At 72.7% G+C, this 24373-nt stretch carries 24 protein-coding genes; 11 read left to right on the top strand and 13 right to left on the bottom strand.

Features of this window, described 5'->3' with window-relative positions:
• The first annotated feature begins 364 nt into the window (after positions 1 to 364).
• The 5 genes from ABH925_RS01065 to ABH925_RS01045 all read left to right on the top strand — a co-directional run bounded on the left by ABH925_RS01065 (position 365) and on the right by ABH925_RS01045 (position 7249).
• Positions 365 to 760, top strand: coding sequence for a cell division protein SepF (locus ABH925_RS01065; RefSeq protein ID WP_370144651.1), 396 nt, complete (start codon positions 365 to 367; stop codon positions 758 to 760).
• 143 nt (positions 761 to 903) lie between these two features.
• Positions 904 to 4260, top strand: coding sequence for an SNF2-related protein (locus ABH925_RS01060; RefSeq protein WP_370144650.1), 3357 nt, complete (start codon positions 904 to 906; stop codon positions 4258 to 4260).
• Positions 4257 to 5006, top strand: a complete 750-nt coding sequence (locus ABH925_RS01055) for a hypothetical protein (RefSeq protein ID WP_370144648.1) — start codon at positions 4257 to 4259, stop codon at positions 5004 to 5006. The genes ABH925_RS01060 and ABH925_RS01055 overlap by 4 nt, the downstream gene beginning before the upstream one ends.
• A gap of 87 nt (positions 5007 to 5093) precedes the next feature.
• Entirely contained in the window at positions 5094 to 5639 is a 546-nt protein-coding gene (locus ABH925_RS01050) for a TetR/AcrR family transcriptional regulator (protein WP_370144647.1), read from the top strand.
• 2 nt (positions 5640 to 5641) lie between these two features.
• Positions 5642 to 7249, top strand: coding sequence for an MFS transporter (locus ABH925_RS01045; RefSeq protein WP_370144646.1), 1608 nt, complete (start codon positions 5642 to 5644; stop codon positions 7247 to 7249).
• A gap of 94 nt (positions 7250 to 7343) precedes the next feature.
• Here the strand turns inward: ABH925_RS01045 and ABH925_RS01040 are convergent, their stop codons facing one another.
• The 10 genes from ABH925_RS01040 to ABH925_RS00995 all read right to left on the bottom strand — a co-directional run bounded on the left by ABH925_RS01040 (position 7344) and on the right by ABH925_RS00995 (position 15437).
• A complete protein-coding gene (locus ABH925_RS01040) occupies positions 7344 to 8120 on the bottom strand; it encodes a PIG-L deacetylase family protein (RefSeq protein ID WP_370144644.1) in 777 nt (258 codons plus the stop codon).
• A gap of 136 nt (positions 8121 to 8256) precedes the next feature.
• A complete protein-coding gene (locus ABH925_RS01035) occupies positions 8257 to 9186 on the bottom strand; it encodes a Gfo/Idh/MocA family protein (RefSeq protein ID WP_370144643.1) in 930 nt (309 codons plus the stop codon).
• 113 nt (positions 9187 to 9299) lie between these two features.
• Positions 9300 to 9704, bottom strand: a complete 405-nt coding sequence (locus ABH925_RS01030) for a hypothetical protein (protein ID WP_370144928.1) — start codon at positions 9702 to 9704, stop codon at positions 9300 to 9302.
• A 90-nt stretch (positions 9705 to 9794) separates the two neighbouring features.
• Positions 9795 to 10706 carry a MarR family transcriptional regulator gene (locus ABH925_RS01025; RefSeq protein WP_370144641.1) on the bottom strand — a complete coding sequence of 304 codons (912 nt, stop codon included), beginning with the start codon at positions 10704 to 10706 and terminating at the stop codon, positions 9795 to 9797.
• Between the two features lie 274 nt (positions 10707 to 10980).
• On the bottom strand, positions 10981 to 11301 hold the full coding sequence (locus ABH925_RS01020; protein WP_370144927.1) for an ArsR/SmtB family transcription factor: 321 nt from the start codon (positions 11299 to 11301) through the stop codon (positions 10981 to 10983).
• A gap of 41 nt (positions 11302 to 11342) precedes the next feature.
• On the bottom strand, positions 11343 to 11714 hold the full coding sequence (locus ABH925_RS01015) for a hypothetical protein (RefSeq protein WP_370144640.1): 372 nt from the start codon (positions 11712 to 11714) through the stop codon (positions 11343 to 11345).
• Between the two features lie 91 nt (positions 11715 to 11805).
• Positions 11806 to 13026, bottom strand: a complete 1221-nt coding sequence (locus tag ABH925_RS01010; RefSeq protein WP_370144638.1) for a cytochrome P450 — start codon at positions 13024 to 13026, stop codon at positions 11806 to 11808.
• A 56-nt stretch (positions 13027 to 13082) separates the two neighbouring features.
• The gene (locus tag ABH925_RS01005; RefSeq protein ID WP_370144636.1) at positions 13083 to 14351 is read right to left on the bottom strand and encodes an MAB_1171c family putative transporter; all 1269 of its coding nucleotides are present in this window, start codon (positions 14349 to 14351) and stop codon (positions 13083 to 13085) included.
• Complete coding sequence (locus ABH925_RS01000) at positions 14348 to 14878, bottom strand: hypothetical protein (RefSeq protein WP_370144635.1); 531 nt, start codon at positions 14876 to 14878, stop codon at positions 14348 to 14350. Before ABH925_RS01000 ends, ABH925_RS01005 begins: the two co-directional genes overlap by 4 nt.
• A gap of 37 nt (positions 14879 to 14915) precedes the next feature.
• Complete coding sequence (locus ABH925_RS00995; RefSeq protein WP_370144634.1) at positions 14916 to 15437, bottom strand: helix-turn-helix domain-containing protein; 522 nt, start codon at positions 15435 to 15437, stop codon at positions 14916 to 14918.
• 588 nt (positions 15438 to 16025) lie between these two features.
• Here ABH925_RS00995 and ABH925_RS00990 point away from each other — a divergent pair.
• Positions 16026 to 17486, top strand: a complete 1461-nt coding sequence (locus ABH925_RS00990; protein WP_370144633.1) for a glycoside hydrolase family 47 protein — start codon at positions 16026 to 16028, stop codon at positions 17484 to 17486.
• A 55-nt stretch (positions 17487 to 17541) separates the two neighbouring features.
• Here ABH925_RS00990 and ABH925_RS00985 read toward each other — a convergent pair whose 3' ends face one another.
• On the bottom strand, positions 17542 to 18057 hold the full coding sequence (locus tag ABH925_RS00985) for a MarR family winged helix-turn-helix transcriptional regulator (RefSeq protein WP_370144632.1): 516 nt from the start codon (positions 18055 to 18057) through the stop codon (positions 17542 to 17544).
• Positions 18058 to 18169: 112 nt separating this feature from the next.
• Here ABH925_RS00985 and ABH925_RS00980 point away from each other — a divergent pair, with 112 nt between their 5' ends.
• A complete protein-coding gene (locus tag ABH925_RS00980) occupies positions 18170 to 18718 on the top strand; it encodes a YceI family protein (protein WP_370144631.1) in 549 nt (182 codons plus the stop codon).
• Here ABH925_RS00980 and ABH925_RS00975 read toward each other — a convergent pair.
• Positions 18702 to 20135: an MFS transporter gene (locus ABH925_RS00975; RefSeq protein ID WP_370144926.1), complete on the bottom strand. Its 1434-nt coding sequence runs from the start codon at positions 20133 to 20135 to the stop codon at positions 18702 to 18704. The two genes, ABH925_RS00980 and ABH925_RS00975, sit on opposite strands and share 17 nt — an antisense overlap.
• 280 nt (positions 20136 to 20415) lie before the next feature.
• On the opposite strand from ABH925_RS00975, the gene ABH925_RS00970 reads away from it, so the two are divergent.
• Positions 20416 to 21777: a DUF2254 domain-containing protein gene (locus ABH925_RS00970; protein WP_370144629.1), complete on the top strand. Its 1362-nt coding sequence runs from the start codon at positions 20416 to 20418 to the stop codon at positions 21775 to 21777.
• Between the two features lie 77 nt (positions 21778 to 21854).
• On the opposite strand, the gene ABH925_RS00965 is transcribed toward ABH925_RS00970, so the two are convergent.
• A complete protein-coding gene (locus ABH925_RS00965) occupies positions 21855 to 22058 on the bottom strand; it encodes a DUF1918 domain-containing protein (protein WP_370144628.1) in 204 nt (67 codons plus the stop codon).
• Between the two features lie 120 nt (positions 22059 to 22178).
• On the opposite strand from ABH925_RS00965, the gene ABH925_RS00960 reads away from it, so the two are divergent.
• From ABH925_RS00960 to ABH925_RS00950, 3 genes are all read left to right on the top strand, one after another.
• On the top strand, positions 22179 to 22865 hold the full coding sequence (locus ABH925_RS00960) for a response regulator transcription factor (RefSeq protein ID WP_370144626.1): 687 nt from the start codon (positions 22179 to 22181) through the stop codon (positions 22863 to 22865).
• 159 nt (positions 22866 to 23024) lie between these two features.
• Positions 23025 to 23498 carry a hypothetical protein gene (locus ABH925_RS00955; RefSeq protein ID WP_370144624.1) on the top strand — a complete coding sequence of 158 codons (474 nt, stop codon included), beginning with the start codon at positions 23025 to 23027 and terminating at the stop codon, positions 23496 to 23498.
• Between the two features lie 165 nt (positions 23499 to 23663).
• Positions 23664 to 24299 (top strand): hypothetical protein, encoded by a 636-nt coding sequence (locus tag ABH925_RS00950; protein WP_370144622.1) that lies wholly within the window; start codon positions 23664 to 23666, stop codon positions 24297 to 24299.
• Positions 24300 to 24373: the final 74 nt, after the last annotated feature.

Genomic DNA, 24373 nt, shown 5'->3' with positions numbered 1-24373 from the left:
CGGCTGGCCCTTGTCGGGGTCAGCCGCAATGATGACTCAAAGGCGATTCACCGGATGGTTCCCGGGGGTGGCGTGGTGAAACGGGGCCCGACGGGATCTCAGTAGAACCAGTGAACACCCATTCGCACAGCTGTGCGAATGGAACCAGATGATTCGACCTTGCGTCCGAACAGAACGTCAGATCGGTTGACACAAACGGCGTGGCGACACGACCGGACGGGTGCCTTGTCGGTGATCAATGCGATACTCGGACAGCGCGGTGGAACAGTACTGACGCACCAGGCACTTACAGCAGGCCAGAAAAACTGTGCACGTAAACCATCGTGCGCGACACGGGGTAGCAGGACGGATGGGGAGGCACGGCATGGGAGCAGCACTGCGTGACGACTACCGCGGATGGCTGGCGCCCTCCGGGAACTATCCGGTGGCGGTACCCGACTATGAGGAGCCCTGGGATTCCCCGGAGCTCGTTCCCAGCCCGCGCGCGCCGCAGATCACTTCGGTGCGCCCGACGGGCTTCGAGTCGGCACGCGTCATCGGCGAGCACGTTCGCGTGGGCACGCCGGTGATCATGGACCTGACGGAGATGACCGACGCCGACGCCAAGCGGCTGGTCGACTTCGCGTCCGGGCTCACCTTCGGCACCCGGGGCAGCATCGAGCGGATCGCCCGGCGGGTCTTCCTGCTGGCCCCGCCCGAGGTCGAGGTCATGGTCATCGACGGCTCGGACGACGAGACCGGCTTCTACAACCAGAGCTGAGCAACTCCGCCGCGAGGCAGAACTGAGCGACGTCACGGCCGCCTCGGCAGGCCGGTGTCAGTGCCGCTCCCTAGGCTGGCGGTCCAGGGTGTCCACCCTGGACCGCCGGCCTTTTCGTCTGTTCGGAGCGGGGTTGTCCACGCATGTTTGTTCTGCACGGTCTGTGGCGGACCGACCAGCGCCTCGCGCTCTGGGCCGAGGACGCGCGGCCGCGCCCGGATCAGGCGTTGGGGTCGGCGCCGGACGGTCATCCGCGTGCCTGCGGCGCGCCGGCGCTGGCCGGGCTGCTGTCGGCGGTCGGCCCCGGGCTGGAGTGGCTGGCCGGTGACGCGGACCACGGCGAGGCCGCCCTGCTGCTCCCCTCCCGGGACGGTGCTCCGCTCCCCTCCCCCGAGGCGGCCGGACCGCTCGCCGCGCCGACGGCCCGCGGAGCCCGGTTGACCGCCTGGCGCGTCCCGACGCTCGAGTTCGGCGCGGGCCAGGCGGCCCAGCTGCTCGGCGAGCTGTTCGATCCCCGGCACGCGGCGTTGCAGCCCGACCTGCCCGGAACCGGGCCGGTGGAGACCCCGTACGGCGCCTCGCTGCGCTGGCTGACCCAGGTGCACGATCTCGCCTGGCGACTGGTGGGGCGCGGCCTGGTCCTGCCCGCCCTGTCCCACGAACCCGACGGGGCCCATGCCCGCTGGACACCGACCCCGGACGCGGAGGCCCGCCGGGAGGCGGCCGCGCTGGCGGCGGACTGCCCCCCGGTCTGCCGGGCCGAGGTGCTTCCCGACACCACCGGCGGGGCGGCGGCCCCGGCGCGCGGCGGAGCGGCGATCGTCGCCGAGTTGCTCGCGGCCCTGGTCGACGCGGAGGTACAGGCGGTGCTGGTGGACCGTCCCCCGCTGCTCCCGTCCAGCCGGGGGCGGCTGCGTCCGCCGGCGACGGCGGCCGAACACTGGCTGTCCGCGCTCGGATCCATCGGTGGACGGGTGCGGCAGGCGGAGGAGGCCGATCTCGCCGTCCTGGAGCAGCGGCTGACGGCGTGGCACCGGTCGGCCACCGGTGTACCGGGGCCGTTGCGGCTCGGGTTCCGGCTGGTCGAGCCGCAGGGCACGGACGCGGTCGACGTGGACGGCGAGCCGGACGCGGACCGCTGGCGGCTGGAGTTCACCGTGCAGGTCGTCGACGACCCCTCCGTGGTGGTCGAGGCGTCCGCGCTGTGGGCGGGCGCCGCGGCCGCCGCCCCGCTGGCCGGACTCGTGGACCGGCCCGAGGCGGCGCTCGGCGCAGAGCTGGAACGCGCCGCCCGCTGCCGCCCCGAGCTCGAACCCGGCCTGCTGGCCCACCGTCCGGGCGGGATGGGTCTGGACCGTGCGGGCGCGCTCGACTTCCTGCGCGAGGCGGCACCTGCGCTGGCCGCGTCGGGGTTCACCGTGCTGCTGCCCGCCTGGTGGCGCCGGCCTGCTGCGCTCGGGCTCGGGCTGACCGCCAGTGCGGTGCAGGCCGGGGTGGTCGAGCAGCAGAGCCTGCTGGGCAAGGACGACATGGTCGAATTCCGCTGGCAGGCCGTGCTGGGCGAACAGCCGCTCAGCGCGCAGGAACTGGCCGCACTGGCGGCGACCAAGGAGACCCTGGTCCGGGTGCGCGGGCAGTGGTTCGAGGCCGACCAGGCCCGGATCGCGGCGGCGGTCGCCTTCCTGGAGCGGTCCGACCAGGGCGTGGTCTCGGCCGCCGAGCTGCTGCGGATCGCCTTGGGTGGCATGGACGGCATGGACGGAGTAGGCGGAACGGGCGGCAAGGAGCCGGGCAGCGGGCTGCCGATCCTGTCCGTCCAGGGCGAGGGCCCGCTGGGCGAGCTGCTGCGCCGGGTCCGGGTCGGGGTGGACGCGGCGGCGGCGCGGTCCGAGGAGCGAGCGTCCGGGGCACCAGCATCCGGGGAGTCGGCATCCGGGGAGTCGGCATCCGGGGCTCCGGCTTCCGAAGAACAGGCGTTCGAACCTGTGGTGGTGCCGCCCGGCTTCGGCGCGGTGCTGCGGCCCTACCAGGAGCGCGGCGTGGCCTGGCTGGCGTTCCTGGCCCGGCTGGGCCTGGGCGGGGTGCTCGCCGACGACATGGGGCTGGGCAAGACCGTGCAGACGCTGGCGCTGCTCGCCGTCGAGCATGCCGAATCCGACCCGTCCCCCGGCCCCACCCTCGTCATCGCCCCGATGTCCCTGGTCGGCAACTGGACCCGCGAGTGCGCCCGGTTCACCCCGGAGCTGCGGGTTCATGTGCACCACGGCGCGGGCCGGCCGGACGGGGCGGAGCTGCGCCGGGCCGTGGCCGGAGCCGACATCGTGATCACCACCTACGGCCTGGTGGTACGGGACTTCGAGGCACTGCGGGCGATCGGCTGGCACCGGCTGGTGGCCGACGAGGCGCACTACCTGAAGAACAGCGCCAGCCGGCAGTCCCGGGCGGTACGGGCACTCCCGGCCACGCACCGGCTGGCGCTGACCGGTACCCCGGTGCAGAACCGTCTTGCCGAGCTGCACTCCCTGCTGGACCTGGTCAATCCAGGCATGTTCGGCTCCGCCGAGCGCTTCAAGGAGCGCTACTCGGTGCCGATCGAACGCAATGCCAGCGACCGGGCCACCGCCGAACTGCGGCGCCGTACCCGGCCGTTCGTACTGCGTCGGGTCAAGACCGACCCGGCGGTCGCGGTCGACCTGCCGCGCAAGCAGGAGATGACGGTGCTGTGCAACCTCACCGCCGAACAGGCGGCGCTGTACCGGGCGGTGGTCGACGACCTGCTGCTGCGGATGGAGCGCAGCCGGATCCCCCGCTACAAGACCTCGGGGACCACCGGCTTCGAGAACCGCGGCCTGGTGCTGGCCGCGCTGACCCGGCTCAAGCAGATCTGCAACCATCCGGCCCAGTACACCGGCGAACGCGGCCCGGACGGCCGCCCGCGCCTGGCCGGGCGCTCCGGCAAGCTGGCGCGACTGGAGGAGACCCTGGAGGAGGCCGTCGCCGAGGGCGACCGCACCCTTGCTTTCACCCAGTACCGGGAGTTCGGCGCGCTGCTGCAGCCGTATCTGTCGGAGCGGCTGGACAGCGAGGTGCTGTTCCTGCACGGCGGGATGACCAAACGTCAGCGGGACGCGGCAGTGGACCGGTTCCAGGATCCCGACGGCCCGTCGGTGTTCCTGCTGTCCCTGCGGGCCGGCGGGGTCGGGCTCAATCTGACGGCGGCCAACCAGGTGGTGCACCTCGACCGCTGGTGGAATCCGGCCGTCGAGGAGCAGGCCACCGACCGGGCGTTCCGGCTGGGCCAGCAACGGGACGTACAGGTACGGCGGTTCGTCAGCGCGGGGACGGTGGAGGAACGGGTGGACGCGATGATCGAGGCCAAGCGGCGCCTGGCGGACGCGGTGGTCGGTTCCGGCGAGAGCTGGCTGACCACGCTGTCGGCGGAGGCCCTGCGCGAGGTGCTGACGCTGACCGAGGACGCCGTGAGCGAGGCCGACGCGTGAGCGCCGACCCGGTGCCGTGGTCGGCCCGCCTGCTGGAGCGGGTCCGCAGACTCGGGCTGCTCGGCCTGGACGGAGCGGTGCCGGCCGGACAGGACGGCGACGACGCGGCGTCCGGGCCGACCGTCTCCGGGCTGCGGGTGGCCGCCGGATCGGTCAGTGCGCGGGTCGACGACTGCGATGTGTGGCTGGACCTGCGGGTGTTCGAGGCGCCGCAGTGGGCCAGGATCGAACAGGCGGTGGCCGCGGACCGGGAGCTGGTCGAGCGGCTGCTCGACGGGGAGGTCCCCGACTCGGTCGACGCCGTGCTGGCCCGCGCCGGCCTGTCGCTGCTGCCGGCCCGGGCGGCGGATCTGACGCTGGAGTGCTCCTGTCCGCAGTGGGCGGTCTGCCGGCACATCGCCGCGGTGTTCGCCGCCTTCGGAGCGGCCGTGGACGCCGACCCGTTCCTGCTCTTCGGCTGGCGCGGACGCGACCGCGAACGGCTGCTGCGGCATCTGCGCGAGCTGCGGGCCGCGGTGGTGGTCGAGACGCCCGCCGACCCTGCGCCGGAGCGCCCGCTCGCGGAGTGCCTGGACGACTTCTGGACCGAGGGCGACCGGCACCGGAGGCTGCGGCTCGCGGAGAGCCCGGACCGCGCCGGCCGCGCGGAGGCCGCGGCCGCCCGCCTCGGCCCGTCCGGCATCGTGATCCGGGGCCGAACGCTGGAGGCGCTGCTGCAACCGGCCTACGACGCGCTGATCGACTGACCGGGAAAGCTGACACCGGAGAGACTCTCCCGAGATACCCATATATCCAATGAGACAAAGATGTCTCATATGAGCTATCGTCGATCCATGGCCACGGATCGCGACTCGGTACTCGACGCCGCCATCGGCGTACTCTCCCGGCAGCCCTCGGCCGCCCTGGACGAGATCGCGCGGGCGGCCGGCATCAGCCGGGCCACCCTGCACCGGCTCTTCCCCGGCCGCGACGCGCTGGTACGCGAGGTCGCGACCCTCGCGCTGCGCCGGATGGACGCCGCGCTGGACTCCGCCACCATCGACCGGGGCGACCCGGTCGCCGCCGTCCGCCGACTGGCCGACGCGGTGATCCCGAACGCCGACACGGCCGCGTTCCTCACCGGCGAGAGCCGGCTGTTCGAGGACAACGAGATCACCGCGGCCTGGGACCGGATGGACGCCCGGGTCTGCGCGCTGTTCCTGCGCGGGCAGCAGTCCGGCGCCTTCCGCGTCGAGCTGCCGGCCGCCTGGTTGAGCGAGGCCTTCTTCGACCTTCTCGCGGGTGTGGGCTGGGCCGTCCAGGAAGGACGCCTGGCCCCCCGCGACAGCACTCGCGCGCTGACCGAGCTGTTCCTCGGCGGCGCCCTCAGGAAAGACTGACCATGAGCAACGCCCCGAGCGTTCCGCACACCACCTCCGCCTACCGAAGTACCAGCCTGCCGGGAATGACTCCGCGCACCCGCTGGATCGCGCTGGGCGTGCTGGTACTCGCCGTCCTGCTGGTGGCCGTCGACGCCACCGTGCTGTTCCTCGCCATCCCCTTCATCAGCGAGAGCCTGGCGCCCTCCGCGACCCAGCTGCTGTGGATCGGCGACGGCTACTCCTTCGTGCTCGCCGGGCTGCTCGTCAGCATGGGCTCGCTCAGCGACCGGATCGGCCGCAGGCGACTGCTGCTGATCGGCACCGCGGCCTTCGGCGCGGCCTCGCTGCTGGCCGCCTACGCGCCCGGCGCGGCCTGGCTGATCGCCGCCCGAGCGCTGCTCGGCGTGGCCGGCGCCACCATCATGCCGTCCACCCTGTCGCTGATCCGCAACCTCTTCCCGGACGACCGCGAGCGCGCCAAGGCCATCGGCATCTGGGGCGCGGCGGCCACCGCCGGTGCGGCGGTGGGCCCGCTGCTGGGCGGGCTGATGCTGGAGCACTTCTGGTGGGGCTCGGTCTTCCTGATCAACCTGCCGATCGTGCTGTTGCTGCTGATCCTCGGCCGGCGGCTGCTGCCGGAGTCCCGTGACCCCCAGGCCGGGGCCTGGGACCTGCCCAGCGTCGGCTTCTCCCTGGTCGGGATCATCGGTGTGGTCTACGCCGTGAAGGAGGCCGCCGTCGGCGCCGCGCTCAGCCTGCACGTCCTGGCCGCAGCGGTGCTCGGCGTGGTCGGGCTGGTCTGGTTCGTCCGCCGCCAGCTGCGGCTGCCGGTGCCGCTGCTGGACGTCCGGCTGTTCGCCGACCGCCGGTTCACCGCGGCCACCCTCAGCGCGCTGATCGCCCTGGTCGGGCTCTCCGGCGTGGTGTTCTTCCTGTCGCAGTACTTCCAGCTGGTACGGGGCTACTCGCCCTTGCAGGCGGGCCTCGCCGACATGCCGGCCTTCGCCGGTTCGGTCATCGGCGGGCTCGGCGCCGCGTACCTCGCCAAGCGCTTCGGCCACCGCGGCACGCTGGCCGCGGGCCTGCTGGTGATGGGCCTGGGCCTGGGCGCGCTGGGCTGGGTGCACGCCGAGACCCTCTACCTGCTGATCGCGGTGGCCTTCCTGGCCGTCGGCATGGCCGAGGGCATCGTCTACGCACTGGCCACGACGATGGTGCTGGGAGCGGCCCCGCAGGAGAAGGCGGGCGCGGCCGGAGCCGTCTCCGAGACCGCCTACGAGCTGGGCACCGCGCTGGGCATCGCCCTGGTCGGCTCGGTGCTGGCCGCCGTGTACCGCTCCGGGCTGGTACTGCCGGCCGGCCTGAGCGGACCGGCCGCCGCCGAGGCCGAGAACTCGCTGGGCAGCGCCGTGCACGCCGCGGGTACGCTGCCCGGTACGACCGGCGAGGCGCTGCTGGCCAGCGCCAGGGACGCCTTCGTGCACGCGATGAACCTCGCCGCGCTGCTCTCCGGCGCGCTGCTGGTCGGGGCGTCGGTACTGGTCTCGGCCCTGCTGCGGCGCCGCCGTCAGGTCGCCGCACCGGTGGACCTTCCCGTCGCCGAGCACCAGCTCGACCACGCCGCCTGACGCACACGCCACGCGGGCGGTGGTGGCCGACGACGCGCGCTGGTGGGCCGCCACCGCGCTCGGCGTCTGCGGGGGGGCGGAACGGCGCCGCCGGCTAGCGGAGCGGGCGCCGGGCGTCGGCGAGGAGCCGGGTCCGGGTCGGCGCGGGAGCGGCCCCGGGGCCCGGGCGGTGCATGAACCACTCGGTGCCCAGGCACAGTTCGCGTAGATGCGGCTCCTCGAACGCGGTCACCCGCGCCCCGCGCTCGAACTCCGAGGCGTGCGCCCGCACCGCCTCCCACTTGACGTCCAGCCACGGCCGGACGTCGACCGCCGCGGCGATCCGGTCGTCCGGGGTGCAGGGCAGCGGGGTCTCCAGGCCGAGCGCGGTCAGGCGGCGGACCAGGGACTCGGGGATGGTGGCGAGCCAGAGCGACTCCACCGCCCAGGCCGCGCCGGCCTGCGGCCACTGGTGCGGACAGGCCGCCGCCTCGACCGCGACGAGCACGGCACGGTGCACCCGGACGTGGTCCGGGTGACCGGAGAGTCCGAAGGCGTCATAGCTGACCACGGCCGAGGGGCGGAACGAGCGGATCCGCGCGACCAGATCGGCGACCAGGTCGTCGAAGGGAGCGGCGCACAGGCTGCCCGCCCCGCGGCCGCGCGGCCCCGAGTCGCGATAGGGAAGCATGCCGGACTCCGCGACCCCGAGCACGGCCAGCGCCTGCGCCAGCTCCTTGGTCCTGGTGCCCGGCTCAGCGAACGAGGGACCCTCCGCGAGCTCACCGTCGGTGCAGGTCAGCACGGCAGTCGGTCGGCCTTCGGCGGCGTGCTGGGCCAGCACGCCACCCGTCCACAGCGACTCGTCGTCCGGGTGGGCGTGAACAGCCATCAGGCTCCGCTGCCGGTCCATCTGTACCCTCCCCGCTGCCGGCCCCGTCCTGACTCACTCCACGACGGGGATGCACCAGAGTAACGGGCGCCACGGACAAGCACCTCCCGGCGCCCCGCCGCCGGGCGGCGCGGTGTCACCCGCTAGCGGATTCCACCTGCTGTACCAGCCATTCGCACAGCTCGTGGGTCTCCAGCGCGTCCCGCGCGGACAGCGTCCGGCCCTCGCGCAGGGCGTCCAGGAACTCCCGGACCACCTGCTCGATCCCACGCTGGCGGGCGACCGGCACCCAGTCCCCGCGTCGCTGCAGCGTGGGACGGCCGCTGTGGTCGACGGTCTCGGCGAGGTTGTGGACCTGGAACTTGGAGTTCTGCCCGGAGACCTCCAGGATCTCCTCGGTCGAGCCGCTGAGCCGGTTCATCACGCCCAGGGCGGTGAACCCGTTCCCGGACAGTTCCAGCACCAGATGCTCCAACAACCCGTCCCGGACCCGGAACCGGGCCCGCCGCTCCTCGACCGCACCGGGGACCAGGAACCGCAGGGTGTCCACCACGTGCACGAAGTCGTCGAAGATGAAGGTACGCGGCAGCTCCGCGAGCGCCTCGCGGTTCTTCTGCAGCAGGATCAGGTCGCGCGGCCGCTCCGCCGCCTGCGCGTAGCCGGGCGCACGGCGGCGGTTGAAGCCGACCATCAGCGAACGGCCGGTGGACTCGGCCAGTTCGACGAGCTTGCGCGAGCCCTCGACGGTGTAGTCGAGCGGCTTGTCCACGTAGACGTCGACACCCGCGCCGAGCAGCGTCCCGACGATGTCGACATGCGCGCTGGTGGCGGCGTGCACGAAGGCGGCGTCGAGCCCGGCCTCCAGCAGCGAGTCCAGCGTGGTGTGACGCTGCGCCAGCCGGTACTGGTCGCCGATCCGGTCGAGCGTGGCCCGGTTCCGGGTCATCAGCCGCAGGTCCAGGCCGGGTTCGGCGGTGAGGACGGGCAGATAGGCCTTCTCCGCGATGTCGCCCAGACCGATGACACCCACGCGAAGGAGGTGGTCCTGCCGTGTCTCCACTGCCATGCCTGTTGCTCCCCGCGCTGGTACCGAAATGCGGACGGGCCCGCCCGGTGGTCAGTATCCCCCGGAGCCGCAGCGGCACGCGCTGCGGCTCCCGCCCTGCACGGTGCGGCCGGTCAGAGCCGGCCCATGTCCTTGATGACCCGCCTGGCCTGGGCGAAGAGCATGCCGACGTTGACCGACTTGCGGCAGACCACGACGGCGACCACCTCGTCCTCGCTGTCGACGCGGAGGAAGACGTGGGTCAGGTTGTCGCTGTTGATGAGGATCTCCTGGAAGTAGTGGCGGTCACTGACCACGCCCCGGCGTTCCTTGAAGATGTCCTCGATCATCACCACATTGCGTCCCTGGAACATGTCGAGGGTCGCGGCCGCGAGCATGTCCAGCACCTCCGGCGGGTGCGAGTCGACGGTCTCGACGGACAGCAGCATGCCGGTCGACATGTCGATGATGCCTGCGGCCAGGCAGTCGGGGACCTCCTCGCGGAGCGTCTTCACCAGCGCGAAGACCCGCTCGGACATGGTCGTTGGTGCGCTGGAACCATTGGTTCCGGTTGTGCTCATCGTGCTCCTTCTCGGGTGGGGTGTCGTCGGTCGGCGGGTGCCGTGGGCTCACGAACCGCTGCTGACCGCCACGAACGGCGGCAGCGGGACGAGTTCGCCCCCGCAGGGTTCCGCGTCGCAGGGTTCCGCGTCGCGGGGTTCGGTATCGCGGGGTTCGGCGCTGTGCGGGTCGGCGTCGTGAGGCGGCGCGCCAGGGGGTTCGGTGTCGCGGGGTTCTGCCCCGCGGGGGCGGAGGACCGCGAGGCCCTCGCTCAGCATCCGCGAGGTCTCCATGGTGACCGTGTAGACCCCGCGGCCGATCAGGAAGGCGATGTCACGGCAGCTCCGTCGGCCGTCGACGTGCGCCAGGATCTCCCGCCGGTCGTCGCCGAGCGATTCCACCGGGAGGCGGCCCGCCCGGTCGGCGGGCAGCACCCGGTCCCGGTACGGACAGAGCGGCTCCTGCCGGGAGGCCAGCGCCCGCAGTCGGCGTTCGGTCTCCCGCATCAGGCGCTCCGGTTCGATCCCCGGCGCGGCCGGCAGCACATGGGCGACCGCGCTGCCCTCCAGCGAACAGGTGTCGATCCGGCCCGCCGCCACGGCGAAGGCACCGTCCAGCACCGCCATCAGGCAGACGAGTTGGAGTTCCGCGGCGCCGACCAGCGCGCTGCTGACCAGAGGTGACCGGGCCGGTCCCGTCATCGTGTCGATGCCGAACGCGTCGGCGCTGAACGCGGCGGCCCACTCCGCCTCGCCGATCCGGCCGGAGGCCAGCAGCAGCGTGGCGGCGTCCGGGGCGCCCGGGGTGTCCACGGCGGTGATCCGACCGTCGGTCAGATGCAGCGCACCGCCCGGGTCTCCGGCCACCTGGAGCACGCCGGACAGATGCCGGTCCGGGCAGCGCGCGAGCATCTGGACGATGGGGGCGGTGGCACCCGGACGCACCGGCGGCGGCACCTCGGTCGGCGATATCGCCGTCACACCATCTCCTCCGGACATCAAAGAAAGCCTCCGGACATGAAAGAACCTCTCCGAATCCGATCGGATATGTCGCACCGGAATGACCCGCGCAACACGCCGACAGGACGCAGGGCGGCGTCGAATCCCGGCGAATTCCCTCCGCCGGGCTCATGTGATTATCCAACCCTCGATGGCCAACCGTAGTCAAGCCAATCCGGAAAGTGACCACCGAGGGCCGGAGGTGTGCCTTCCTCCCCGCGCGCACCCGCCCCCGCGTGCACCCGCCCCCGCCTGGCTACCGGCTCGCGGGCAACGGGTCCGGCTCGTCCTCCTGGGCCCGGCGCAGCTGTTCCAGCACCTCGCCGCGCTCCGCCAGCATCACGGTGAGGATCTGACGGGCCGTGCGCAGCAGGTCGGCGACGTCGCCGCCGGCCAGCGCGTAGCGCACCGTGGACCGTTCCCGGACCGAGACCACGATGCCCGAGCGGCGCAGCACGGCCAGCTGCTGGGAGAGGTTGGACGCCTCGACGCCGATCTCCCCCAGCAGCTCGTGGACCGGCTTCGGCCCGTCCTGCAGGAGTTCCAGCACCCGGATCCGGACCGGGTGGCCGAGCATCCGGAAGAACTCGGCCTTGACCTGGTAGAGCGGTGGCTGGCTCACAGGTCCAGCCCGGCCTCGACCTGCTGCAGTCCCCGCCTGGCCATGGCCAGGTTGGAGCGTTTGCGGTCGAGCGCCAGGTACAGGAAGAGCCCCGCGCCGCTGCGCGAGGTGAGCGGCCGGATGAGGTGGTACTGGCTGGTGAGGGTGATCAGGATGTCGTCGATGCTGCCGGTCAGGTCGAGCATCTCCATCACCCGGAGCTTGGCGCGGACCAGGTCCGTGTTGCCGGCAGCGGCGACGTTCAGATCGAAGTCCTTGCCGCCTCCCATCGTGCCCAGCGCCATTCCGCTGGTCACGTCGACGAGGGCGGCACCGATGGCGCCCTCGATCATCATTGCTTCCTTGAGTGCGATCTCTGTATTCGCCATGACGGTGACGCTAGGGAATCGCCCGGCTACCGCACTGGTGAATTGCAGAATTCCGCAATTCACCAGTGCGGTAGGTGTACTGTGCCCGGCGTCAGAGCTCCGGGCCGAGCCGGACCGGGAGCTGGGCGAGGCCCCGGGTGCGGACCGAGGGACGGGGGCGCAGCTCCCCGCGCGGGACGGCGAGGACGGCCTGCGGATGGCGCTGGAGCAGGACGGTGACCGCGGTGGTGGTCTCCAGCCGGGCCAGTGCCGCGCCCAGGCAGTAGTGCGGGCCGTGGCCGAAACCCAGGGTGCCGGGCCTGGTGTCGCGGTCCAGCGAGATCTCGTCGGGACGGTCGTAGGCCTCCGGGTCGCGGTGGGCCGAGCCGAGGGCGATCAGCACCGGCTCACCGGCCGGGATCCGCACCCCGCCGATCTCGACGTCCTGGGTCGGGAAGCGCCGGATCGCCAGCTCCACCGGCCCGTCGAACCGAATCACCTCCTCCACCAGGGCCGCGACGGCGTCGGGTTCCGCGGCCAGCCGCTCCCGCAGTCCGGGCTCGGTCAGCGCGGCCGCGGCCGTCGCCGCGATGGCGTTGACGGTGTTCTCGTACCCGGCGAAGAGCAGCAGGAAGGCCAGGCTGAGCAGTTCGTCGGAGTTCAGCCGGTCGTCGCCGTCGTGTGCGGTGACCAGCGCCGACAGCAGGTCGGGGCCGGGCTCGGCGCGCTTGGCCGCGATCTGGCGGGCCAGCGAGGTGACGATGCCCTCCAGGGCGTCCTTGAGCTGGGCTCGGGAGGAGGCCGACGGGTCGAGCACGATCGCGGTCCAGCGGTGGAACCGCTGCGACTCGGCCCGGTCGACGCCGAGGATGTCGCAGAGCAGGGTGAGCGAGAGCGGGGCCGCGTAGGCCTCGACCAGGTCCACCGGCGCGGTCCCGGCCTTCGCTGCGGCCTCGGTCAGCAGCTCGGCGGCGACACCGTGCACGCGCTCCCGCAGCGCCTCCATCCGGGCGGCGCTGAACGCCGGTGCGACCAGGCGGCGCAGCCTGGCGTGGTCGGCGCCGTCCATGTTGAGCAGGTTGGCGTCCAGCACCGGGGGCAGCGACAGGCCGCCGTAGGCGCCGGGGGCGGCGTTGCTCCGGTCCAGCGAGAGGGCGGGGTCGGCGAGCGCCGCGCGGGCCTCCGGGTAGCGGGTGATCAGCCAGACCGGCCGGCCCTCGGGCCCGAGCACCCGGTGCACCGGCCCCGCCTCGCGCAGCTTCGCGTACATCGGGTAGGGGTCTGGGCCGAACGCCTCGTCAAGGCTGGGCAGGGCGAGGGGATCTGAGGACATCAGTACTCCGCGGTGCAGGTTCGGGACGGTCGGACGGGCGATCGCCGGCCGGGCGGTCAGCCGGCGGCGGGTTGGGGTGCGGGGTGGGCGTCGCTGCGCGGGTCGGTGTCGGCCAGCACGGAGGCGACCACGGGCGAGCCGGTGAGCGCGGCCGCGACCCGGGTCAGCCAGGCGATCTCCGCGGCGGCGTCGGCGCCGCCGGGGTCGGTGTCCGGGCGCTCCGCGCTGCTCGGATCCCGCTCGGAGCGGGGCAGTTCGATGCCGAGGGATCTGGCCCGCAGCACCGCCGCGAGCTGCGCCGCCTCGACCACGGCGGCCAGTTGCTCCGGGCCGAGGCCGGCCTGGCGGCCCGCGCTCTCGGCCCGTGCCGCGATGTCGGGGTCGAGGAAGGGGCGCAGTTCCAGCCGGCTGTCCCGGATCTCGACGTAACGGCGGGTCAGCCGGTAGCCGGCCCGCAGCGCCACCCGGCCCGGACGGCGGCCGCGCCGCCAGCCGGGGCCCTCGGTGTCGAGCACCACATACGGCACCGCCTCGGTCAGGGCGTGCCAGAGCGGGTAGAGCTGCCAGTAGGGCCGGTGTGCCCGGGCCCAGTCGGCCACGACGGTCAGCCGCGGGCCCCAGCGCGGGATGGTCCAGCCGATCGGCGGCATCAGCACGCCGATGCCGACCGCGAGCCGGGCGACGTTCTCGTACCGGCCGGGGCTGATGGCGATCCAGCGCTCCAGTACGTCGGCGATCCGGACCGCGCAGTAGGGCAGCGCGAGCAGGTTCCCGAAGGCGTTGATCCGCAGTCCCCGGCGCAGCCAGGGCCGCCCGCCGATCCTGGCCAGTTGCAGGGTCAGCCGCACCACGACGATCTGCAGCACCGCGTAGGTGACGATGTAGACCATCAGGTAGGCGTTGATGAAGGGGTTTCGGGCGTTGTCGGGGACGAAGGTGGTCGGGTCCTCCGCGCTCACCGGCGCGGCCAGGAACAGCGCCGCCATCAGCGCCACGACGGCGGTGAGCGCCAGCCCGTAACGGCGGATCAGCCGGTGCGCCCGCTCGGCCGGGTAGCGCCAGAGCATGCAGGCCGCGAGCACGCAGAAGGTGAACGGCATCACCAGGCCCTGGCTGACCAGCATCGCCAGGTTCGGGTAGTGCGTGAGCCGGTCGAATCCCGACCACACCTGCGGCGAGGCGAAGAAGAAGATGCCGCCCAGGCAGACGAAGGCGGCGACCACCGCGGCCAGCGGCGTGTTCCGCTGCCGGCGCAGGTCGCGGGCCTTGTAGAGGCAGGCCACCCACGCCGTCAGTGCGGCGATGGGATACAGGACGCTGTTCACGGGCCCCCCGGTGAGCTGCCGTCGCCGAGCGAGCGGCTGATTCGGTCGACGACGCCGCCCGCGCCGCCCGCGATCGACCACTGCGTCTCAGCGGTGAACCGGGCTATGCGGGCGAACAGCATGGTGGCGATCATCTCGGCCTGCTGTTCCTCGGGCGTGGAGTAGTTGCTGCGGCCGTTGATGCTGCGCACCAGCCGCGGGTCGAGGTGCTTGAAGACGAAGCGGCCGGCGTCGGGGTCGGCCAGCGGGTCGGCGAGGTGACCGGCGATCAGATGCCCGATCTCGTGCAGCCCGACGACGTCGCGGTGCGGTCCGGTGAGGCCCGCGGTGATGAAGATGATGTCCCGGTCGTCCAGCGCGGCCACCATGCCGCAGGGCAGCGCGGTCGGCAGGTCGACCTCCATCAGGGTCAGTGGCCGGCCCCGGCGCACGCCGAGGTCGTGGCAGAACCGGGTCAGGTCGAACGGCGTCGGCAGTTCCAGGTCCCTGATCAGCCTGGCGCACGCCCGACGGAGCGACCGCGACATGCCTGCCCCCTTCGGTCGACGCCTCATGCTGTCACCCTCACGCCCGCCTCCGGCCTCGGGGGTCGGCGTCCACGGCGGCGGCGTCACCGGTGGGGTCGCCGGCGGCGGAGGCCCCCGCCGGGTCGGTGATCGGCGGGAGGTTGTTGGCCCGGCGCAGCACGTCCAGGATGGCCTGGACGGGTACCAGGTCCTCCCCGGCCAGCCCGGCCGAGCGCAGCGCGATCGACCGCACGCCGAGGTCCTTGAGCAGCGTCGCCGCCTCGATCTCCTCGGCGATCCCGCGCTCCGTCTCGGGCGGCAGCGCGTCCTCGTGGAAGTAGCCCGGCGGGACGTGGAAGAACTTCGCCAGCGCGTCGATGGTGCCCATGGTCGGGTTGGCGTTCCGCCCGCTGCGCAGATTGCCGAGGTTGGTCGGCGAGATCCGCAGCAGTCCCCGCTCGGCGATCAGCGCCGACAACTCGGAGTCGGAGTACGGCGAGGGGCGGTCCTTGGGGGTGACCGCCGCAACCAGTCCGTTGATCTTCTCAGCCAGCGTCCGCGGCTGTCCGGCAGCAGCCATGCGACACCTCTCGGATCAGCCTCTCACTGAAGTGAGAGTGAAGGACATGTGTACGCACTTGAGTTGGTAGGGCGTACCTGCCTAGGATACCGACCGACCCTGGTCGGAGAAATTCTCCGAAAACCGCCGGTCAGGCGGATGACGTATACCTGCCATGCGCTCATCATGCCAGGCCGCCCAGGCGCCGAGCCACCGGGCCCCGGAAACGGGTGCGGGCACTGTCCCGACCACCTGATCCGCGATGCCTCACCACAGGGGAGTGAGGCATCGCGGTACCCCCGTCAGGCCGCGTGCACCAGCGGACCGCCGCCCAGCGTCCGGCGGGTCCAGCGGGTGCACCGCCCCGGGGCGCGGGACGCTGTGCCGTCCGCTGCGACCGTACCTCGCCGGCGGACGGCGCAGTCCCACTCGCGTCCGGCCGGCGGACCGGGTGACGGCGCGTCAGTCGGATCAATCCGTGCTCCCGTTCGAGTGATCCGCCGATCCGACAACCGCGCGCGTCCGCGCAGTTCAGCGGGGTGGTCCCGGCCGCCACGCCGACCCCGGGGGTATCCGGGGCGACGCGGCCGCGGCCTCTCTCCTGGAGCCATGCGCCTGCACTCCGACGCCGCCGCCACGGCCGACGCCACCGGCCCCGGCCCCTGGCCGACCTCGCGCCGGACCCTGCTCCGCACCGCCGTCGGCGGTGGGGCGGGGGCCCTGCTGGTGGCCGCCGCCGGGCCGGCCGGCGGCCAGCAGAGCCGGGACCACGTGGTCGCGGCCCAGATCCGTGCCGAGTACCTGCACGGCTGGGCCGGCTACACCGGCAGCGCCTGGGGCTACGACGAGGTGCGGCCGGTGAGCCGGCGTCCGCACGACTTCTTCGCGGCCGGCCACACCTTCGGCCTGTCCATCGTGGAGGCCCTGGACACCCTGCACCTGATGGGCGAGGACGCCGAGGTCGCACGCTGCTGCGCCTGGATCGAGGCGCACTTCGATCCCGCGCAGGACGCCTGCGTGCAGGTGTTCGAGACGGTGATCCGGCTGGTCGGCGGCCTGCTGTCGGGGTATCGGGCGACCGGTCGCAGCGCCCTGCTGAGCCGGGCCAGGGAACTGGGTGACCGGCTGCTGCCCGCCTTCACCTCCTCGCCGACCGGCATCCCCTACACCCACGTCAACCTGCGTACCGGCGAGGTGCGCGGCGCCACCGTGGCGCTGGCCGAGGCCGGCAGCAGCGTGATGGAGTTCGGGCTGCTGTCCCGGCTGACCGGGGACGACCGCTACCTCGACGCGTCCGTGCGGGCCTACCGGGCCGTGATCGACCGCCGCAGCCCGCTGGACCTGCTGGGGACCAGCATCCACGCGGAGACCGGCCGCTGGGTCGACTGCGTCTCCAACGCGCCCAACCCGCCGGTGGACTCCTTCTACGAGTACCTGTGGGGCGGCGGCGCGCTGCTCGGCGACCGCCGGCTGACCGCCTGGTACCACCTGCTGACGGACGCGGTGGTGCGCCGGCAGTCCGTCACGCTGGGCGGCCGGCTGTGGTTCCGCCCGGTCGACTTCCGCACCGGCGAGGCCGCCGGACCGCTGCGGCAGTCCGAGCTCGGCGCCTTCTACGCCGGGCTGCTCGCCAAGGGCGGGGACCTGCCGCGCGGTGCCGCCTACCACGCGACCTGGACCGAGGTGCTGGACCGGCATCCGGTACTGCCGGAGACCATCGACTGCGCCACCCTGGACGCCGTCGACCGCTGCGGGCAGCTGCGCCCGGAGTTCGCCAACGCGGCCTTCGACCTCTGGCGGCTGACCGGCGACGACACCTACCGGCAGTCCGCGTTCCGATACTTCGACGGCATGCGCGCCTACCAGCGGGTCCCCGGCGGCTACACCGTCGCCGAGGACGTGACCATGGGCGCCGTGCGCCTGGGCGACCTGACGCCGGGGTACTGGTTCGCCGAGAACCTGAAGTACCTGTGGCTGATGTACTCGGCGACCCCGCGCTTCGACTACCGCGGCGGGATCCTCTCCACCGAGGGCAAGGTGCTCCAGGGGCTGCGCCCGGCCCGGGCCTGACGGCGGGCCCTGCGCCGGACAACGCTCGCAGGGCCGGGCCCCGACGCCGCGAGCGCTATCCGGGGCAGGGCGGGCCGGGGGCCGGGTCCAGCGAGCCTATCCGCTCGGCCAGCGCGCTGAACTGCTCCGCGCCGAGGGGGGTGACCACCCGCTCGCGCAGGGCGTCCGCGAGCGCGAGAGCGGCCTTCATCGCCACCTCCACACCGTCCGCGGTGAGGACCGCGAGCACCACCCGCCGGTCCCCCGGCGACGGCCTGCGCTCGATCAGGCCGGCCCCGGCGAGCCGGTCGGCGACCTTGGTGGTGCCGGCGGTGGTGAACCCCAGCGTGGCGGCGAGCTGGTTCATCGGCGCGGACTGCTCGGGCGCGGTGAGCAGGAACCAGAGCACCTGGAAGGACGACGGCGCGATCCCGGCCTTGTCATCCACATCGGCGAGGAGCTGCTCGGTGATCCGGCGGAACCCCGACTGCAGCCGGTTCCACTCCTCCAGCAGCGTCAGATCCCCTGAGTCCGGACACCGGCCCGAGGCCTCCGTGCGCATCCGCTCCGCCACGACGGTGCCCCCTCCCACGCTTTCGATCCATGTCCTTGCCCAGGATAGCAACACCAGCTAGTGTCTAACTAGTTACTTAATACTCGGTTATCTATCCTCGCCGGGCTCCCGGCACAGAAGGGACCACGCCATGTCCGCATCCCCCACCGCCGACGCCGCCTCCGCACTCAAGGCGCTCCCGGCCGGTCACTACGTCCTGGACCCGTCCCGCTCCTCGGTGCGGATCCAGCACAAGACCATGTGGGGCCTGGTCACCGTGAAGGGCGGCTTCACCGGGCTCACCGGCACCGCCGAGATCCCCGCCGACGACTCCCCCGCTTCCGGCAGCCTCACCGTCGACACGGCCACCCTGGACACCGCCCACACCAAGCGCGACGAGCACCTGCGCTCCGCCGACTTCTTCCACATCCAGCAGCACCCGACCCTGGTCTTCACCGCCCAGGAGGCCGTCCCCACCGCGGACGGCGGCGTCAAGGTGACCGGCAGCCTCACCGTCCGCGGCGTCACCGAGCCGCTGAGCCTCACCGCGACCGCCGCCGAGGTCACCGCCGACTCGGTGTCGCTGACCGCGGAGACGACCGTCGACCGTGCCTCCTTCGGCCTCGGCTGGAACAAGATGGGCATGCTCAAGGGCCTGACCGGCGTCACCGTGAAGGCGACCTTCACTCTGCAGAAGTAGCCTTCAGGCTGCCGCTCGCGCGCTGGTGCTCGACCTCCACGCCGAGCGCCTCGCCCGGGCCGGGCCGGTGGTTCACCATCAGGAACGCGACCACCGCCGCGAGCACCAGGATGCCGAAGGCGACCGTGGTCGCCACGGTGTAGCCGTGCACCGCACCCGCGTTGGCCACCGCGACGTCACTGGCGTTCCGGCCGACCAGGTAGGCCGTGGTGGCACTGGCGGCGATGGTGTTGAGCAGCGCGGTCCCGATCGAACCGCCCACCTGCTGGGCGGTGTTGATGGTCGCCGAGGCGGCCCCGGTCTCCTGCGGCGCCACCCCCAGGGTGGCCACGCTCAGGCTGGGCATGAACACCAGGCCCATGCCGAGGCCGAGCAGGATCTCGGCCGGCAGCACCGTGGTGGTGTAGCCGCTGCCGGCCTTCAGCTGGGTCATCCAGGCCATGCCGGAGGCCGCCAGCAGCAGCCCGGGCACGATCAGGTTGCGGGTCGGGACCCTGGTCATCAGCCGGGCCGCCACCGTGGTCGAGCTGAGCATGATGGCGGCGGTCAGCGGGAGGAAGGACACGCCGGTCAGCACCGGCGAGTAGCCCTTGATCTGCTGCTGGTAGAAGGTCAGGAAGAGGAACAGCCCGAACAGGCCGATCACGGCCAGCCCTATTGCCAACGCGGCTCCGCCGCGGTTGCGGTCGCGGACGATGTGCAGCGGCAGCAGCGGGTGCGAGCTGCGCCGCTCGACCTGGGTGAACAGGACCAGCAGCAGCGCCCCGCCGATCAGGCAGGACAGCACCAGCGCGTCACCCCAGCCGCGGGACTCCGCCTGCGAGGTGCCGTAGACGATGGCCAGCAGTCCGCCGCAGCCGAGCACCGCGCCGGGCAGGTCCAGCCGGACCCGGTGGCCCCTGGCGATCAGGTCGTTGCGGAGCAGGACCGAGGCGGCGAACGCGGCGCCGATGGCGATGGGCACGTTGACGAACAGGCACCAGCGCCAGTTCAGGTACTCGGTCAGCAGTCCGCCCGCGATGAAGCCGACGGCGCTTCCACCGGCGGCGATCGCACCGAAGATGCCGAAGGCCGTGCTGCGCTCCCTGGGGTTGCTGAAGGTGGTGGAGAGCAGCCCCAGGGCCGAGGGAGCCAGCAGCGCCCCGAAGGCGCCCTGCAGCGCGCGGGCGGCGAACAGCATGACGGGGGTCACCGAGGCGCCGCCGAGCGCCGAGGCGGCGGCGAAGCCCAGCAGTCCGATGACGAAGGTGCGCTTGCGGCCGACCAGGTCGCCGATCCGGCCGCCGAGCAGCAGCAGTCCGCCGAAGGCCAGCGTGTAGGCGGTGATCACCCACTGCCGGTCGCCGACGGAGATGCCCAGGTCCTTCTGGGCGGAGGGAAGCGCGATGTTCACGATTGTGATGTCGAGGACGATCATCAGCTGGGCCACGGCGATGACGGCGAGGGCACGCCAGCGACGGGGGTCGACAGCTGCTTGGGGACTGGTGGGGGAGGTGGGGTGCGGCGACGACACGGCAACGGCCTTCCAGGAGGATCGGGCGGCGGATGCTAGTGACACTTCTCCAGTCTCAAGTCACGGCTCGTCCCATTAATTCCGTCATTCCCGGACAAATCGTGATATGAGGACTATGAGCATCCACCGTAGAGTGGAGTGCCTCGGTCCGCATCGGTCCTCGACGACTGGTCCACGACGACTGGTGGTGCGCACGGTGATACGCGGGGTCCACCTCGAATCGCAGTGGCGGCGCGAGGCGCTGCGCACCAACCTGTGGCTGGTGCCGAGCCTGGAAGTGGTGCTCGCGGTCGTGCTGTTCCTGGGGACGCTGTCCCTGGACCGGGCCGCCTACCGGGGGACGCTGGCGCTGCCGTCCTGGGTCATCAGCGGCAGCGCGGACGCCGCCCGGCAGATCTTGGCCGCCATCGCGGCCGCCCTGATCACCGTGGTCGGCGTGGTGTTCTCGATCATGATCGTGACGCTGACCCTGGCGTCCACCCAGTTCGGGCCGAGGATGCTGCGCACCTTCATCCGGGACCGCAGCACCCAGCTGACCCTGGGCACCTTCGTCGCCACCTTCGTCTACGCGATCCTGTCCCTGGTCGCCATCGGCCCGGGCTCGCACGGCGACTTCGTACCGCACCTGTCCATCACGGTCTGCCTGGCGCTGGTGCTGGCCGACCTGGCGGTGCTGATCTACTTCATCCACCACATCGCCACCTCGATCCAGCTGCCCCGGGTGATCGCCGGCATCGCCGCCGAACTGTCCGAGGCGATCGAGGCGGGGGCGGGCGAGCCGGAGTGGTCCGGCGGGGTCGAGCAGGGGCCGACCACGGACGAGCTGCACGCCCGGCTGGACGCCTCGGGCGGCATGGTCCCCGCGCCCAGCAGCGGCTACCTGCAGTTCGTCCGGCACCGGACGCTGGTGCGCATCGCCACCGAACTGGACGCGGTGATCCGGCTGGACCACCGGCCCGGCCACTTCCTGGTGCGCGGGCACCAGCTGGCGACCGTGTGGCCGGCCGAGGCGGCGCCCGAGGTCGCCCGCAGCTTCGCCCGGGCCCACATCACCGGCTCGTCACGGACGCTGGCCCAGGACATCTCCTTCGCGGTCGACCAGCTGGTCGAGATCGCGATCCGGGCGCTTTCGTCCGCGGTGAACGACACCTTCACCGCGCTGGCCTGCATCGACTGGCTCGGCGAGAGCCTGTGCCGGATCGCCGCGCACTGGCAGCCCAACCCGGTGCACCGGGACGCCGAAGGCCGGATCCGGGTGATCACCGTGCCGGTGAGCTACGACCGGCTGGTGCAGCGCGCGTTCGAGAAGATCCGCCAGTCCGCGCACGGCATGCCGGCCGTCCTGATCCGGCAGCTCGACGCGCTCGCCGAGATCATGGCCGAGACCACCGGCCCCGAGCAGCGCCGGGTGCTGGTGGCCCAGGCCGAGATGATCGAGCGGGTGAGCACCGGGACCGTCCCCGAAGCGGCCGACCGTGAGGACGTGCACCGCCGCTATCTGACCGTGCTAGCCCTGCACCAGCGCCTCGACGGCGCCGGGCGCTGACGGCCGGGCCGGCTCGGGACGGCCGGCTGTGTGGGGACGGCTGGTGTGTGGGGACGGCTGGTTGTGGGGGACGACTGTCAGGTGCGTTCGAGGCGGCGCGGGTGCTCGATGTGCGTGTCCGGTCCGGGGTAGAGGAGGGACACATGGCCGTCCTCGGTCCAGCGGACGTCGTACGGCGGGGTGCCGTCCTCGTGGTGCAGCCCGACGACCTCACCGCAGCGGCGGGCCCGTCCCGTGGTGGAGCTCTCCACCAGTACCTGGTCACCGATCGTTGCCTTCACGGCTGCGACTCCTTCCGGTGGGTTCCCTCCCATCATGCGCCCGCCGCCCGGGTTCGGCGGCGCGGCGTACCCGGGTTCCCGCGTCGCCTGCGCCGGCCCGCCGTGGCCTACGCTGGCCGCATGCACGAGGCTGGCGCAGGCACCGACGGAGTACGGGTCCTGGTCGTCGAGGACGACGAGGGGATCGCCGGGTCCCTGGTGCGGGGGCTGACCCGGGCCGGGTACACGGCGTCCAGCGTCGACAGCGGCCGGGCCGCACTCGCCGTGGCCCCGGTCCCCGACGTGGTGCTGCTGGACCTCGGGCTGCCGGACATGGACGGCGTCGAGGTCTGCCGGCGGCTGCGCGGACGTCCGGAGACCGCGATCATCGTGGTGACCGCCAGGGGCGAGGAGGGCGACCGGGTCACCGCACTGGACGAGGGCGCGGACGACTACCTGGTCAAACCGTTCGGCCTGGCCGAACTGCTGGCCCGGATGCGGGCGGTGCTGCGCCGCACCCGGCCGTCCGAGCCGGTGCAGCTGCGGCACGGGCAGCTGACGGTGGACCCGCGCACCCGCAAAGTCACCGTGGCCGGGGCCGAGGTCACACTCACGCCCAAGGAGTTCGACATCCTGGAGTGTCTGGCGACCGATCCGGGACGGGTGGTCACCCGCCAGGAGATCCTCGAACGGGCCTGGGACGCGCACTGGTACGGGCCCACCAAGGTGCTGGACGTGCACATGGCCGCGCTGCGCCGGAAGCTGGGCGTCCCCGGACTGGTGGAAACGGTCTACGGACGCGGATTCCGGCTGGGCGAGTCGGACTGAGCCGGCCGAGGCTTTACCGGATCCGAAGACTTTCTGAACCGGAACCCGACCGTCCATGGCGGACTCTGGACACCGGGCACCCGGCCTCCGAACGGCATACCGCACCGGAGGCACGGGCACCGGCCTGGTCCGTACCGTCGACGCGCGAGGAGTCCCACCATGCCGCACCACGGTCAGGTCCCCGGCGGATCCGCGATACGCCGCCGCGACCGGGGCCGGCGCCGCGTCCGGCTCGCCACCATCGGGATCGCGGTCGCCGCGGCCGCCGGATCGATCGCGCTGAGCACCGGATACGCGCAGTCGCTGCCCGGCAGAACCGCTGCGGCCACCCCGAGCCCCACGCTCCCGCCCACAGCCGTGCCCACGCCGACGACCACGCCGACGACCACGCCCGTCAACGCGTCACCGGCACCGTCAACAACGACGCCGACTCCGTCGCCCTCGCGGACGCCCACCCGCACCACGGCGCCGAAGACCCGGGTACCGGCGATCGCGCCGGCCGGCCGGGCACCGCAGCCGGTGACCACCACCCCGGCCCTCCAGCCGCCCACCACCGCGCCACAACCGGTGCAGCCGACCCAGGCGCCGGTGGCGACCCAGGCGCCCGCGACCACCACCTCGGGGGCCTCGTGACCGAGTCCGGGAAGTAGCCCGCAGCCGTCTGCCGGGCCGGTGCTGACCCTCCGTCTGAACCACTTCTTAGCCCGGGACCGGGCAGAATGCTGCCCGGTCCCACCGCAGGTCTGCCGGCGACGGTGCGGCACACGGGACCGTTCCCGTACCAGCGGAAGGTGCTCCATGTCTGCGATCGGCGACGCCCCGGCCACCACCGGCGGCCCGCGCTCGGCCCCGTCCCCCGAGCCGGACGGCCCCGAGGGCAACGAACGGCTCACCGCCACCACCGGCGCGGTGCTGCTGGCGTTGTTCGCCGCGGAGGGCGTCACCATCCTCTCGCTGAGCCGACTGCTCAGCTGGCACTACTTCATCGGTCTGCTGCTGATCGGTCCGGTCTGCCTCAAGCTGGGCTCGACCGGCTACCGCTTCGCGCGCTACTACACCGGCTCCCCCGCCTACCGGCGGAAGGGACCGCCGGTCCCGCTGCTCCGAATGCTGGGCCCGCTGGTCATCCTCACCAGCGTCGGCGTCATCGGCACCGGCGTCGCCCTGGCCTTCCTCGGCCGCGACCCCGGTCCGCTGCCGTTGCCCATGCTGTTCCTGCACAAGGCGAGCTTCGTCTGCTGGGCCGCCGTGATGACCGTCCACGTCGTCGCCTACCTGTGGCGACTGCCCCGGCTGATCGCCCCCGACCTGCGCCGTCGCCGTCCCGACGAGCCCGGAGGCGCCGCCGTGCGGTGGTCCCTGCTGGCCCTGTCCCTGGGCGGCGGCGTCATCCTGGCCCTGGCCTGCACCCCGCTGGTGTCCCGCTGGCGATGACGCCCGCAGCCGCCGGGACAGGGACCCGGTGACGCCGAACGCCCCCGCACTGCGGGGGCGTTCGGCGTCACACG

This window comes from Streptacidiphilus sp. EB129 (assembly GCF_041262645.1).
In the GTDB taxonomy this organism is placed as follows: Bacteria; Actinomycetota; Actinomycetes; order Streptomycetales; family Streptomycetaceae; genus Streptacidiphilus.
Note: the sequence above shows the minus strand (reverse complement) of the source record. Positions and strands in the feature narration are given on the sequence as shown.

Coding starts and splice junctions, on each gene's coding strand:
- ABH925_RS01050 (WP_370144647.1), top strand. CDS start 5,094: ATGGCCACGGATCGCGACTCGGTACTCGACGCCGCCATCGGCGTACTC.
- ABH925_RS01060 (WP_370144650.1), top strand. CDS start 904: ATGTTTGTTCTGCACGGTCTGTGGCGGACCGACCAGCGCCTCGCGCTC.
- ABH925_RS01010 (WP_370144638.1), bottom strand. CDS start 13,026: ATGTCCTCAGATCCCCTCGCCCTGCCCAGCCTTGACGAGGCGTTCGGC.
- ABH925_RS00955 (WP_370144624.1), top strand. CDS start 23,025: ATGCCGCACCACGGTCAGGTCCCCGGCGGATCCGCGATACGCCGCCGC.
- ABH925_RS01045 (WP_370144646.1), top strand. CDS start 5,642: ATGAGCAACGCCCCGAGCGTTCCGCACACCACCTCCGCCTACCGAAGT.
- ABH925_RS00960 (WP_370144626.1), top strand. CDS start 22,179: ATGCACGAGGCTGGCGCAGGCACCGACGGAGTACGGGTCCTGGTCGTC.
- ABH925_RS00995 (WP_370144634.1), bottom strand. CDS start 15,437: ATGGCTGCTGCCGGACAGCCGCGGACGCTGGCTGAGAAGATCAACGGA.
- ABH925_RS00980 (WP_370144631.1), top strand. CDS start 18,170: ATGTCCGCATCCCCCACCGCCGACGCCGCCTCCGCACTCAAGGCGCTC.
- ABH925_RS00950 (WP_370144622.1), top strand. CDS start 23,664: ATGTCTGCGATCGGCGACGCCCCGGCCACCACCGGCGGCCCGCGCTCG.
- ABH925_RS01035 (WP_370144643.1), bottom strand. CDS start 9,186: ATGGCAGTGGAGACACGGCAGGACCACCTCCTTCGCGTGGGTGTCATC.
- ABH925_RS00990 (WP_370144633.1), top strand. CDS start 16,026: ATGCGCCTGCACTCCGACGCCGCCGCCACGGCCGACGCCACCGGCCCC.
- ABH925_RS01020 (WP_370144927.1), bottom strand. CDS start 11,301: ATGCTCGGCCACCCGGTCCGGATCCGGGTGCTGGAACTCCTGCAGGAC.
- ABH925_RS01015 (WP_370144640.1), bottom strand. CDS start 11,714: ATGGCGAATACAGAGATCGCACTCAAGGAAGCAATGATGATCGAGGGC.
- ABH925_RS01065 (WP_370144651.1), top strand. CDS start 365: ATGGGAGCAGCACTGCGTGACGACTACCGCGGATGGCTGGCGCCCTCC.
- ABH925_RS01000 (WP_370144635.1), bottom strand. CDS start 14,878: ATGTCGCGGTCGCTCCGTCGGGCGTGCGCCAGGCTGATCAGGGACCTG.
- ABH925_RS01040 (WP_370144644.1), bottom strand. CDS start 8,120: ATGGCTGTTCACGCCCACCCGGACGACGAGTCGCTGTGGACGGGTGGC.
- ABH925_RS00975 (WP_370144926.1), bottom strand. CDS start 20,135: ATGATCGTCCTCGACATCACAATCGTGAACATCGCGCTTCCCTCCGCC.
- ABH925_RS01030 (WP_370144928.1), bottom strand. CDS start 9,704: ATGTCCGAGCGGGTCTTCGCGCTGGTGAAGACGCTCCGCGAGGAGGTC.